The 12,255-nt window shown below is 63.2% G+C and carries 15 protein-coding genes and 1 riboswitch; of the genes, 12 read left to right on the top strand and 3 right to left on the bottom strand.

Features of this window, described 5'->3' with window-relative positions; translation table 11 throughout:
- Positions 1-16: 16 nt before the first annotated feature.
- Positions 17-145: riboswitch (TPP riboswitch) on the top strand.
- From IVB46_RS18390 to IVB46_RS18360, 7 genes are all read left to right on the top strand, one after another.
- A complete protein-coding gene (locus IVB46_RS18390; RefSeq protein ID WP_166102103.1) occupies positions 133-1,143 on the top strand; it encodes an FAD-dependent oxidoreductase in 1,011 nt (336 codons plus the stop codon). It overlaps the preceding riboswitch by 13 nt.
- A complete protein-coding gene (thiS, locus tag IVB46_RS18385) occupies positions 1,134-1,331 on the top strand; it encodes a sulfur carrier protein ThiS (protein WP_063981493.1) in 198 nt (65 codons plus the stop codon). The genes IVB46_RS18390 and thiS overlap by 10 nt, the downstream gene beginning before the upstream one ends.
- Before the next feature lie 171 nt (positions 1,332-1,502).
- Entirely contained in the window at positions 1,503-2,285 is a 783-nt protein-coding gene (locus IVB46_RS18380; protein WP_247304187.1) for a thiazole synthase, read from the top strand.
- Positions 2,272-2,880, top strand: coding sequence for a thiamine phosphate synthase (locus tag IVB46_RS18375; RefSeq protein WP_208088345.1), 609 nt, complete (start codon positions 2,272-2,274; stop codon positions 2,878-2,880). The genes IVB46_RS18380 and IVB46_RS18375 overlap by 14 nt, the downstream gene beginning before the upstream one ends.
- Positions 2,881-2,904: 24 nt before the next feature.
- Entirely contained in the window at positions 2,905-4,803 is a 1,899-nt protein-coding gene (gene thiC / locus IVB46_RS18370; RefSeq protein ID WP_247304189.1) for a phosphomethylpyrimidine synthase ThiC, read from the top strand.
- A gap of 140 nt (positions 4,804-4,943) precedes the next feature.
- The gene (locus IVB46_RS18365; protein WP_247304191.1) at positions 4,944-6,032 is read left to right on the top strand and encodes a DUF4062 domain-containing protein; all 1,089 of its coding nucleotides are present in this window, start codon (positions 4,944-4,946) and stop codon (positions 6,030-6,032) included.
- 21 nt (positions 6,033-6,053) lie between these two features.
- Positions 6,054-6,563, top strand: coding sequence for a mismatch-specific DNA-glycosylase (locus IVB46_RS18360; protein WP_247304193.1), 510 nt, complete (start codon positions 6,054-6,056; stop codon positions 6,561-6,563).
- Between the two features lie 112 nt (positions 6,564-6,675).
- Here the strand turns inward: IVB46_RS18360 and IVB46_RS18355 are convergent, their stop codons facing one another.
- Together IVB46_RS18355 and IVB46_RS18350 are read right to left on the bottom strand one after the other, a co-directional pair.
- A complete protein-coding gene (locus IVB46_RS18355) occupies positions 6,676-7,404 on the bottom strand; it encodes an SDR family oxidoreductase (protein WP_247304196.1) in 729 nt (242 codons plus the stop codon).
- Positions 7,405-7,595: 191 nt separating this feature from the next.
- Positions 7,596-8,033 (bottom strand): VOC family protein, encoded by a 438-nt coding sequence (locus IVB46_RS18350; RefSeq protein ID WP_247304198.1) that lies wholly within the window; start codon positions 8,031-8,033, stop codon positions 7,596-7,598.
- Between the two features lie 166 nt (positions 8,034-8,199).
- On the opposite strand from IVB46_RS18350, the gene IVB46_RS18345 reads away from it, so the two are divergent.
- From IVB46_RS18345 to IVB46_RS18335, 3 genes are all read left to right on the top strand, one after another.
- Positions 8,200-8,850: a glutathione S-transferase family protein gene (locus IVB46_RS18345; RefSeq protein ID WP_247304201.1), complete on the top strand. Its 651-nt coding sequence runs from the start codon at positions 8,200-8,202 to the stop codon at positions 8,848-8,850.
- Positions 8,851-9,033: 183 nt separating this feature from the next.
- Positions 9,034-9,426 (top strand): hypothetical protein, encoded by a 393-nt coding sequence (locus IVB46_RS18340; protein WP_247304203.1) that lies wholly within the window; start codon positions 9,034-9,036, stop codon positions 9,424-9,426.
- A gap of 11 nt (positions 9,427-9,437) precedes the next feature.
- Positions 9,438-10,130, top strand: a complete 693-nt coding sequence (locus IVB46_RS18335; protein WP_247304205.1) for a glutathione S-transferase family protein — start codon at positions 9,438-9,440, stop codon at positions 10,128-10,130.
- A 124-nt stretch (positions 10,131-10,254) separates the two neighbouring features.
- Here IVB46_RS18335 and IVB46_RS18330 read toward each other — a convergent pair whose 3' ends face one another.
- A complete protein-coding gene (locus IVB46_RS18330) occupies positions 10,255-10,689 on the bottom strand; it encodes a hypothetical protein (protein WP_085405152.1) in 435 nt (144 codons plus the stop codon).
- A gap of 506 nt (positions 10,690-11,195) precedes the next feature.
- Here IVB46_RS18330 and IVB46_RS18325 point away from each other — a divergent pair.
- Both IVB46_RS18325 and IVB46_RS18320 read left to right on the top strand, forming a co-directional pair.
- Positions 11,196-11,579 (top strand): RidA family protein, encoded by a 384-nt coding sequence (locus IVB46_RS18325; protein WP_028156312.1) that lies wholly within the window; start codon positions 11,196-11,198, stop codon positions 11,577-11,579.
- Between the two features lie 197 nt (positions 11,580-11,776).
- Positions 11,777-12,037, top strand: coding sequence for a hypothetical protein (locus IVB46_RS18320; RefSeq protein WP_085405154.1), 261 nt, complete (start codon positions 11,777-11,779; stop codon positions 12,035-12,037).
- The last annotated feature ends 218 nt before the right edge of the window (positions 12,038-12,255 follow it).

The following is a 12,255-nucleotide window of genomic DNA, read 5'->3' as shown; positions in this document are numbered from 1 at the left end:
CGCTGGCATACATTAGAGCCGTTCCGAGGGGTGCTCCGAGGAGGAGCTGAGATACCGCTAAATGGGTCAGAAGGCCCAGGACCGCGGTGACCCTTTGAACCTGATCCGGGTCATGCCGGCGAAGGGACAGGGATGTTGCAGACCACCAAGCGACCGGATTCCCCGGTATCCATCATCGGCGCAGGCATTGCAGGCGCCTGGCAGGCGCTTTTGTTCGCGCAGGCCGGCCATGCCGTGACGCTACACGAGCGCGGTGACGCCGCGATGACCGATTCCACCAGCCATTGGGCCGGCGGGATGCTCGCGCCCTGGTGCGAGGCGGAGGTCGCCGAACCCATCATCTCCAGGCTCGGCCAGCGCTCGCTGGACATCTGGCGGCGCGAGCTGCCGGACACCCCCTTCAACGGCTCGCTCGTCGTCGCCCACCCGCGCGAGCGCAACGATTTCGAGCGTTTTGCGCGGATGACCGAAGGCCACCGCCGGCTCGATGCGACCAGCCTTGCCGAGCTCGAGCCGTCGCTGGAGGGCCGCTTCCGCGACGCGCTGTTCTTCCCGACCGAGGGCCATGTCGAGCCGCGCCGCGTGCTGCCGAAGCTGCACGAGCGCATCCGCGCCGCCGGCGGCACCATCAAGTTTGATAGCGACGTCTCCGCCAAAGACCTCGACGGTATCGTGATCGACTGCCGCGGCCTTGGCGCGCGCGACGAGCAGCCGGAGCTTCGCGGCGTCAAGGGCGAGATGATCTTGATCGAGACCGGCGAGGTACGGCTGGCGCGCCCGGTGCGGCTGATCCATCCGCGCTGGCCGCTCTACGTGATCCCGCGCGAGGACAATCTGTTCATGCTGGGCGCGACCTCGATCGAGGCCGAGGACACCGGCGTCAGCGTGCGCTCGGCGCTGGAGCTGCTGGGTGCGGCCTATGCCGTGCATCCGGCCTTCGGCGAGGCGCGGATCGTCGAATTCGGCTCCGGCCTTCGGCCCGCTTTCCCCGACAATCTGCCGCGCATCGGCATTCGTGGCGAGAGGATCGCCGTCAACGGCCTCTACCGCCACGGCTTCCTGATCGCACCGGCGCTCGCCGAGCTGACGCTGCAATACGTCCAGCGCGGCCAGATCGACAATGAGGTGATGCAATGCGCGTGATCGTCAACGGCGAGCAGCGCGAGGTGAACTCGGCCAGCGTGGACGCGCTGCTCAGCGAGCTCGACTACGAGGGCACCCATTTCGCGATCGCGCTCAATTACGACGTCGTGCCGAAGAGCCGCTGGGCGGAGACCCACCTCAAGGCCGGAGACGAGATCGAGATCATCACGCCGCGGCAGGGAGGGTGAGGTGATGATGGCACGCTCTCTCCACTTGTCGTCCCCGCGAAGGCGGGGACCCATAACCACAGGGAGCGGTTATGGCGGCCGGTCTCTCCCCACGTGCCCCAAGAGAAATCACGCGGTATGGGTCCCCGCCTTCGCGGGGACGACAGTTGAACTTGAGGAGACACCTCGGACATGGTGACCTTCTACGGCAAAACCTTCCCCTCCCGCCTGCTGATCGGCAGCGCGCTCTATCCCTCGCCCGCGATCATGCAAGCGGCGATCCGTGCCTCCGGCTCGAACATCGTCACGGTGTCGCTGCGCCGCGAAGCCGCCGGCGGCAAGACCGGGGACGCGTTCTGGAATCTGATCCGTGAGCTCGACGTCAGCGTGCTGCCGAACACCGCCGGCTGCCGCAGCGTGCGCGAGGCCGTGACCACCGCAAAACTCGCGCGCGAATTGTTCGGCACATCCTGGATCAAGCTGGAAGTGATCGCCGACAACGACACGCTGCAGCCCGACGTCGTCGGCCTGGTCGAGGCCGCCGCCATCCTGATCAAGGACGGCTTTGAAGTGTTCCCCTATTGCACCGAGGATCTCTCGGTCGCCAACCGCCTGGTCGATGCCGGCTGCAAGGTCGTCATGCCCTGGGCCGCGCCGATCGGCTCGGCCCGCGGCATCACCAACCGCGACGCGCTGAAACTGCTGCGCGAGCGGCTGCCCGATATCACGCTGGTGGTCGATGCCGGCATCGGCGCGCCGTCACATGCGGCCGAGGCACTCGAGCTCGGCTACGACGCCGTGCTGCTCAACACGGCCATCGCAAAAGCCGCCGATCCCGTCGCGATGGCCAATGCCTTCCGTCTCGGCTGTGATGCCGGCCGCACCGCTTACGAAGCCGGGCTGATGAACGCCCGCGACTTCGCCTCCCCCTCCACCCCTGTCGTTGGGACACCATTCTGGCATGCCGTATCCTGATCGCTTCTATCCCGTCGTCGACAGCCTCAAATGGGTCGAACGCCTGACCAAGCTCGGCGTCGGCACCATCCAGCTGCGCGCGAAAGACCTCAACGACGCCGACGCGCTCCAGATCGTCACCGACGCGCTGGCGATCACGAAGGACACGCAGGCCAAGCTGGTCGTGAACGACTATTGGCGCGCGGCCGTCGTCGCCGGCGCAAAATATCTGCATCTCGGTCAGGAAGACCTGGCGGACGCGGACCTCAAGGCCATCCGCGAGGCCGGCCTGTCGCTCGGCGTCTCCACCCATGACGATGCGGAGCTAGAGACCGCGCTCGCCGCAGAACCCGACTACGTCGCGCTGGGTCCGATCTTCTTCACCACGCTCAAATCGATGCGCTTCGAACCGCAGGGCATTCCGAAGATCACGGAATGGAAGAAGCGGATCGGCAGCATCCCGCTGGTCGCAATCGGCGGCATCAAGTTCGAGCACGCCGCGGAGATCTTTGCCGCCGGCGCCGATTCCATCGCCGTCGTCAGCGACGTCACCCAAAACGCCGACCCCGACGCGCGAGTCAAACAATGGCTTGGCGATTCCGCCAAAGCCGCCTGAACGAGAGATACAACGGAGGATCCCATGAACATCCGCTCCAACCCCGAAAAGACCGTTCCCGCCGTCACCACCGGCCCGCTGCCCTCGTCGCGAAAAATCTTCGCGTCTCCGGACGCTGCGCCCGACATGCGCGTGCCCTTGCGCGAGATCATCCTCTCCGAGGGCGCCGGCGAGCCGAACCTGCCGGTCTATGACACCTCGGGCCCCTACACCGACCCGACCGTCACCATCGACGTCAACGCCGGCCTGTCGCGCAACCGTCTCGCCTGGGTCAAGGAGCGAGGCGGCGTCGAGGAGTATCAGGGCCGCGATATCAAGCCGGAGGACAATGGCAACGTCGGCGCCTCGCATGCCGCAAAGGCCTTCACCGCGCACCACAAGCCGCTACGCGGCCTCGACGGCCACAAGATCACCCAGCTCGAATTCGCCCGCGCCGGCATCATCACGAAGGAGATGATCTACGTCGCTGAGCGCGAAAATCTCGGCCGCAAAAAGCAGCTCGAACGCGCGGAGGCAGCGCTAGCCGATGGCGAAAGCTTTGGTGCCGCGGTGCCCGCCTTCATCACGCCGGAGTTCGTCCGCAGCGAGATCGCGCGCGGCCGCGCCATCATCCCCTGCAACATCAACCACGCTGAGTTGGAGCCGATGATCATCGGCCGCAACTTCCTCACCAAGATCAACGCCAATATTGGCAACTCCGCCGTGACGTCGTCGGTGGAAGAGGAAGTCGACAAGATGGTGTGGGCGATCCGCTGGGGCGCCGACACCGTGATGGACCTCTCCACCGGCCGCAACATCCACACCACCCGGGAATGGATTCTGCGCAACGCGCCGATCCCGATCGGCACCGTGCCGATTTACCAGGCGCTGGAGAAGTGCGAAGGCGATCCGGTCAAGCTGACCTGGGAGCTCTACAAGGACACGCTGATCGAGCAGTGCGAGCAGGGCGTCGACTATTTCACGATCCACGCCGGCGTGCGCCTGTCCTATATCCACCTCACCGCCAACCGCGTCACCGGCATCGTCAGCCGCGGCGGCTCGATCATGGCAAAGTGGTGCCTGGCGCATCACAAGGAGAGCTTCCTCTACACGCACTTCGACGAGATCTGCGACCTCATGCGCAAGTATGACGTCTCGTTCTCGCTCGGCGACGGCCTGCGTCCCGGCTCGATCGCCGACGCCAACGACCGCGCGCAGTTCGCCGAACTCGAGACGCTCGGCGAGCTCACCAAGATCGCATGGGACAAGGGCTGCCAGGTCATGATCGAAGGCCCCGGCCACGTGCCGATGCACAAGATCAAGATCAACATGGACAAGCAGCTCAAGGAGTGCGGCGAAGCGCCGTTCTACACGCTTGGACCGCTGACCACCGACATCGCGCCGGGCTACGACCACATCACCTCGGGCATCGGCGCGGCCATGATCGGCTGGTTCGGCTGTGCCATGCTCTGCTACGTCACACCGAAGGAGCATCTCGGCCTGCCTGATCGTAACGACGTCAAGGTCGGCGTCATCACCTACAAGATCGCCGCGCATGCGAGCGATCTCGCCAAGGGCCACCCGGCCGCCCAGCTCCGCGACGACGCCCTCTCCCGCGCCCGCTTCGACTTCCGCTGGAGCGACCAGTTCAACCTCGGCCTCGACCCGGACACCGCGAAAAACTTCCACGACGAGACACTGCCGAAGGAAGCCCACAAGGTCGCGCATTTCTGCTCGATGTGCGGACCGAAGTTCTGCTCGATGAAGATCACGCAGGACGTGCGGGATTACGCGGCGACGCTGAACGATCCGAACAGCGTGGGCATGTCGATCAGCGGCACGGCCGAGGACGGCATGGCCAGGATGAGCGAGAAGTTCAAGGAGATGGGCTCAAGCGTGTATCTCGACGCGGAGAAGGTGAAGGAGAGCAATCGGGTGTTGTGAAGGGCTGCACCGATCTCGCCGAACTAGACTTCGAATCTTTGGATAGCCGGGCAAAAGCCCGGCTTCCTTATTGTATATACCATTTGCGCCCGCTACCTTTGCGAGCAAGATTAACCCGGCTTGAGTTTAGAGCTCGCCCCATGGATAAGCGCTACCAAGTTTTTGTTAGCTCCACTTTTGCTGATCTGCAGGAGGAGCGACAAGCTGTAATGCAGGCCTTACTGAGCCTCGATCATTTCCCTGCTGGAATGGAACTGTTCCCTGCTTCAGATGAAGACCAATGGGCCCTCATCAAAGGCGTGATTGACGACAGTGATTACTATGTTCTCGTCATAGGTGGGCGATATGGATCAACTACCGAAGATGGCATCAGCTACACCGAAATGGAATTTGACTACGCCAGATTGCGCAAGAAGCCCGTGCTTGCTTTCATTCACCAGAATCCCGGTCTAATTCCGGCAGGAAAGACCGATCTCAGCGATAAAGCCCAAGCCAAACTGGAAACCTTTCGAAAGAAAGTCGAAGACGGCAGGCATGTCAAATATTGGAGCGGAGCTGATGACCTTCGAGCCAAAGTCATTCAGTCAATTTCCGCTGAAACAAAGCGTAATCCTCAAGAAGGCTGGATTCGAGCTAGCCGGAGTGCAGACCCGGCTCTTTTGGAATCATTGCGAAAGGAGATTGACGCTCTGCGCGGCGAGCTCGCGATTATAAGCTTGGAAGCACCAAGCGGATCGGAGAATTACGCCGGCGGGAAGGACCAGTTTGAGATCATATGCGCATATAATGTGTACAACGCAAAAAAGGGGGAATGGTCCTCCGGAGCACACAAAGTCCACGTCTCTTGGAACTCAATCTTCTTCGAAGTAGGCCCCATTCTTATGGAGGAAGCCACCGAGGAGCAGATGAAGAAAAGACTCTCTCGAGAGATTTGGCGCTATGAGTTTGATCAATTTCCATCTGGAGCAAACGTCTCTATACATGACGACGAATTCGATACGATCAAGGTTCAGTTATTCGCTCTTGGCTTAATCCAAAAGAGTTCGAAGAAGCACGTTCCTTCTGACACAAATAGATACTGGTCGCTTACTCCTTACGGGGAAACCGTCCTTATGAAGCTTCGTGGAATACCAAAGTCTGACGGAACGGTTTTGCAGGGAAAGCCAACAGAGCAAACACCAGCAAGCGAAGCGCAGACCGAAGGCGGGCATGGTCAGGTTGCGAGCTGACGTATCCTTCAGGCCTACGATTTGAACAACAATTCCCACCGCCTGCCCGACCAACTCCTCCCGAACCTCCGGCTCGTCTTCGTCGGCACCGCCGCCAGCACGCGCTCGGCCGAACTCGGGCATTACTACGCTCATCCCGGCAACCGCTTCTGGCGCGCGATCCATGAGGCCGGCATCACGCCGCGCCGCTATCAGCCGGGCGAATTCGCCATGCTGCTCGATCTTGGGATCGGCTTCACCGATCTCTCCAAGTCGGGCGCCGGGATGGATCGTCAGATCGCGACGGAGACGATCGACGTGGCGGGGTTCAAGGCCAAGATCGAGACGTATCGGCCGAGGACGATTGCGTTCACGAGCAAGAAGGCGGCGAGCTTGTTTTACGGCAGGCCGTCGAGCGTGATTTCGCTTGGGCGGCAGCCGCGCGATGAGAGTTTGCCGGAGATTTTCGTGCTGCCCTCTCCCTCCGGCGCTGCGTCCGGGCATTGGACGCTGGAGCCGTGGCGCGAGCTTGCGGCGTGGATCGCCGCGTAGGGTGGGCAAAGGCGCCCTTGCGCCGTGCCCACCAACTCTCCACAAATCCGGTAGAACGGTGGGCACGGCACGCGAAGAGCGCGCCTTTGCCCACCCTACGAGAGCACGGACCCTAAAGATCGAAATTGGTCGGCAGCATGACCACGTCGCGAATGGTCATGCCGCGCGGCCGCGTCAACATGAACATCACGACCTCAGCCACGTCGCTAGCCTCCAGCAGGCTGCCCGTTTCCCTGGCTTCCTGCAGCTTCTCCGGCGGCCAGTCCGCGAGCAGTGAGGTGACGACCGGGCCGGGCGAGATCGAGCCGACGCGAATGCCGTGCTTGAAGACCTGGCGCCGCACCGTCTGGACGAAACAGTTGATCGCCCATTTGGACGACGCATAGACCGGCTCCCAGGGCGTCGGAAAATGCGCCGCCAGCGAACTCGTGACGATGATGTCGCCGCTCCGGCGCGCGATCATGTGCGGCAGCACGTCGTGCACGTTCTTCATCACCACGTTGACATTCAGGTTCAGCATCCGGTCGATGGCCATATTGTCGGCATCGACCAGATCGCCACCGACATAGGTGCCCGCATTCGCATGCAGGATGTCGAGCTGACCTGCCTGCTCCAGGACGCGCGGCAGCAACGATGCGCAGTCCCTGGGATCCAGGAGGTCGACGACCAGCGGGATCACGGCGTCGCCATGCTTGTTGCTGAGCGCCTTCAGCGCGGCCTCGTCGCGGTCGACCATCACCACGCGCGCGCCCGCGGCCAGCATTGCCTCGGCACTCGCCAGCCCGATGCCCGACGCGGCTCCGGTCACGGCAGCAACCTTGCCTTCCAATTCGTTTCCCATGGGGTCACCATCCTGCTGATGGTCGGCAGTATAGCGATGCAAGGCGAATTGGCGATGCTGATCGCCGGCCTCGTAGGGTGGGCAAAGGCGCTCTTGCGCCGTGCCCACCATCTCTCCAAAAAATCCGGACGAACGGTGGGCACGTCGCGCGAAGAGCGCGCCTTTGCCCACCCTACGACACCGTCAGCCGCTCACCCCGCATACGCCTTGTCCAGATCCGCGATCACAATCTTCCGCATCTCCATCATCGCCTGCATGACGCGGTTCGCCTTCGTGCGGTCGGGATCACCGAGGTAGCGGCCGAGCGCGAACGGGATCACCTGCCACGACAGGCCAAACTTGTCCTTGAGCCAGCCGCATCGGGATTCCTCGCCGCCGTCGGCGGTGAGACGGCTCCAGAAGTAGTCGACCTCGGCTTGCGTCTCCACGCTGATGAAGAACGAGACCGCCTCGGTGAAGCGGTATTGCGGCCCGCCGTTGAGTGCGTGGAAGCGCTGGCCTTCGAGCTCGAACACCGCCATGGAGTCGCTGACGGTCTCGACTTTTGCGTTGGGGAACACCGCTTTGTAGAAGGCGACGGCTTCCTGGACGTTGTTGGCGAACCAGAGGAACGGCGTGATTGACGTCATGAAATTGTATCCTTTCGTCCTAGACCGGACGTGCGACCATCGCTCCAAGGACGAGCGGCGGGACCGTGTTCCGACACGGGCGCTGGTCTTTTTGAGACGCCCCTGTCGGAACCCGAGCCGGCCATTCGTCCTTTGAATGCAACGCCGATCACCCCGGAGCCGCCAGATGCCCACCATCACAGCCTTCGAAAACTCACCCGACCGCGGCAAGGGACAGGCCCGCGACATGCGGGTTCGCTGGGCGCTGGAGGAAGTGGGCCTGCCCTACCACGTCCGCCTCGTGTCGTTCGCGGCGATGAAGGACCCCGCCCATCTTGCGCTGCATCCGTTCGGGCAGATTCCGACCTATGAGGACGGCGATCTCGTCCTGTTCGAGTCGGGCACGATCGTGCTCCATATCGCCGAGCGCCACGATGGATTGTTGCCAAAGGATGCGAATGCGAGGAGCCGCGCGATCGCATGGATGTTTGCCGCGCTCAACACGCTGGAGCCGCCGATCGTCGAGTTCGGGATGACGATGCTGTTCGAGCGCGACAAGAGTTGGTACGAGGAGCGGCTGCCGGTCCTGAAGGATCGCGTCCGGATCAGGCTCGGCGAATTGTCCCGTCGCCTCGGCGAGGCCGAGTGGCTCGACGGCGCGTTCAGCGCCGGCGATCTCATGATGGTGACGGTGCTGCGCCGGTTGAATGCATCTCGCCTGCTGGAGGAATATCCCGACCTCTCGGCCTATGTCGCCCGCGGCGAAGCGCGGCCTGCATTCCGGCGGGCGTTCGATGCGCAACTGGCGGTGTTCACCGCCGCATCGACCGGCAAATAGAGCCCGCGCCTCTCACTGAAGCCGGTACATTTCCGATCCCATACGTCGAACGGGCGACGCCGGGCGTCCTCCGATCGAATGACGCTGCGCACAATGCGCAGGACTGTTGCCAGCCCGTCGCTCCGGCGATACGACTTGAGGTGGAAGAGCCTGATATCAACCGGCCCGCAGGAAGGCACCGCCATGAGCGACGATCTCTCCGGCGTCTGGGATGGCAGCTACATTCAACCGGGCACCGGAATGGTCACCTTCACCGCAACTCTGGCCGAAACCGGCGGCGCGCTCAGCGGAAGCGTGACCGAGCCCTGCTCGAACCCGCGATGCCCGCTGCGCACCCACAACGCCTCGATCGCGGGTCAGCGCTCCGGCAACGCGGTCTCGTTCGTCAAACACTACGAGCCGCCCGGCCACGGCTACGACACGGTCCATTACGAAGGCACGGTGAACGCCGAGGCGACCGAAATCGACGGGCGCTGGCAGCTGCCTGGCTCTTCCGGCGCGTTCCTGATGATCCGCGCCAGCAAGGCCGCGCAAGCGGCCACGACGGAGCAACACGCCAAGGTGCCATCGCGCTGAAGGGAACAACCATGCTGACGCTCTATTCCTACCCGGAACTGTTCGGCGTCGCCGACAACAACGGCTACGGCCTCAAGGTCTACGCGTTCCTGAAGCTCGCAGGCGTGCCGTTCGTGCACGAGCATGTCTTCGATGCCTCTGCTGCGCCGCGCGGGCAGCTGCCTTACGTCGTCGACGACGGCCAGACCATCGGCGACAGCGAGACCATCATTGCGCATGCGATCGCCAAATATCGCCTGAGCATCGATGCCGCGCTGTCGCAGGAGGCACGGCGGACCAATCATCTCATCACCCGCATGCTGGACGATCTCTACTGGGTGATGTCGTATTCGCGCTGGAAGGACGATCGCTTCTATCCGGCATTCCGCGACGCCTTCATCGCGCAGCATCCGCAGATCGACGCGGCCGGATTCGAGAAAGCCAAGGCTTACAACGCGCAGCGCTATTATTACCAGGGCATCGGCCGCTACACGCCCGAACAGGCTTACGCGCGGGGGCTTGCCGATCTGCAAGTGCTGGCCGAGATCGTGCCTACGGCAGGCTTCGTCCACGGCGCGACGCCGACCAGCTGTGATGCCGGCATCTACGGCTTCATCGCCAACATCTATTATTTTCCGATCCCGACGCCGCTGAAGGCCTTCGTCGATGCGCACGCCAATCTCGTCGCGCATTGCGAGCGGATTCATGCGGCGGTGAGTGCGTAATCCGTAGGGTGGGTTAGCGCAGCGTAACCCACCACTTCTGTCACAGCGGAGACGAAAGAGGTGGGTTACGCCCAGCGGACGCGCTTCGCGCATCCGCAAGGCTAACCCACCCTACGTACCTGTTTTACCGCATCGTGATCGCGAGCCCGCTCAGATCCGCATTCGCCATCAGGCCGGTCTGGTAGCCCGACAGCTCCAGCACCGCGCCCTTCTGGTTGGTCAGCACGATGGCGCGGGCGCCGCGGCCGACGGCAAGGCCGGCACCGGCCGCGCCATAGACGCCGGCGACGTCGGAGGGGCGGTTGATGTTGGAGACGCGGCCACGCAGCACGGTCTTGGAGCCGCCGAAGACGAGGCCGTAGTCGAGCCCGCCGGTCGAGAGGCCATAGGAGCGGCCGCGGAAGTTCAGCACGCCCGAACCGCCCGAACCGCCGATGATCCAGCCCGCCTTGTAGATCGTCAGCACCACGGTGCCGCCGTCGGCCAGCGCCGAGGTCGAAAGGCCGGCCAGAGCGGCAATGGCGACCAGCGCGGCGCGGAAGGTGGTAGCGAGCTTCATGGGGCGTCTCCGGGGGCTATTTTTCAAGAGAGGATTCGAATCAGACGCAGCGAATGTATCCGATGGATCGCGGCGGCAACATGATGGAGCGTGAGGCCTGCGCGGTGCACTCCCTCGCCCCGTTCTTACGGGGAGAGGGTTAGGGTGAGGGGCTGCTTCGGCATAAGCGGTAGGAGTTGGACTCGCGGAGAGTCCCCCTCACCCGCCGCGCTCAGGCGCGCAAGTGCGCTGCCGAGCGCGTCGGCCTCTCCCCGCAAGCGGGGCGAGGCGAAGGAAGAGGCCGCGCAAACGAGCACCACCGACATGATGCCATCATGCCCCTGTTTTGCCCGACGGAGCAAGCGAATTGTTCGGCTATACCGAATTTGAAACGCTGACGATTTCTACGGTGCATGGGGTTGTTTTCGCGTTTTTGTTTTACCAGCCTTCCCCAATGCCGATTGTAACTCCCCCGCATGTCGCTACGCTCGTGCGGGCGACGCGACCGTTCCATCCGAGGTGATCCCATGTCGATCCAGCATTTCGCACCCCCGCCGCACGTCAAGGCGCCGCCGCTGTCCTTTGCCACGCGCGTCGGTGATCTCCTGTTCGTCTCAGGCATTCCCGGCTTCGACGGCAATGGCGCGCTGCCGGACGGTTTCGAGGCGCAGTTCGCCAACGTCGCCATCAACATCAAGCGCGTGCTCGACGAGGCCGGCGCGACGGTCCGCGATCTCGTCAAGGTCAACGTGCTGCTCACGCGCGCCTCCGACGTCGCCGCGATGAACGCACTCTATGCCGGCGCGTTCGGCCCGCCGCCCTACCCGGCGCGCACCACCTGCGTGGTGCAGGCCCTGCCCGACCCGAAGATGCTGATCGAGATCGAGGCGGTTGCATCGCTGGCGAAGTGAGCCACGCTTAGCGTATGTGTCTTGGCGCAAGTGTCTTGGCGCAAGTGTCTTGGCGTATGTGTCTTGCCGGGCACTCGGCCGAACCAAGTGCACGACTCGATCTGACATATCCGTGAAACGGCCGCCCCTCGGCTTGCCAAGGACCTGCTTTTACCGCACGGATTTTCGCGTCACACATCCCCACAAGGAGATTTTCCATGCGTCGCGTTCTCGCCCTCTGTGCCGTTGCCGGCATCGCCACCTCCGTGTTTGCCGTGCCGGCCTCGGCGGCGGTCGGCTATTACGTGATCCGCTGGGACAACACCGGCATCTGCCAGGTCTGGAACGAGGACCTGAAGTACAAGCCGTTCCAGTGGGGCGCGTCGACCTACAAGGTCGTCAGCAAGCCGGTCCCGACCTTCACCGCGGCTTCGGATCTCCAGATCAAGCTGCGTTCGGAGCGCCGCTGCACGCTCTGAGCGTCACCGACGAATTTGATTTTGAGGGCGGGCCGCGCGAGCGACCCGCCCTTTTCCTTTGCAGGCGCGCGCTGGTTTTTTCCGGCTCAAATGGCGCATTTCATGCGCGCACGCTTTGAACCTGATCAGCCGACGGAACTACTCACATCTTGTCCGGGGCGCATCCCCAAAAGCGCTCCACACCATGCCTCCCCGTCATTGTCGGGAGGCGCATCACA

The organism is Bradyrhizobium sp. 61 (assembly GCF_023073075.1).
Taxonomy (GTDB): domain Bacteria; phylum Pseudomonadota; class Alphaproteobacteria; order Rhizobiales; family Xanthobacteraceae; genus Bradyrhizobium; species Bradyrhizobium barranii.
This window is presented reverse-complemented; position numbering and strand designations above follow the sequence as displayed.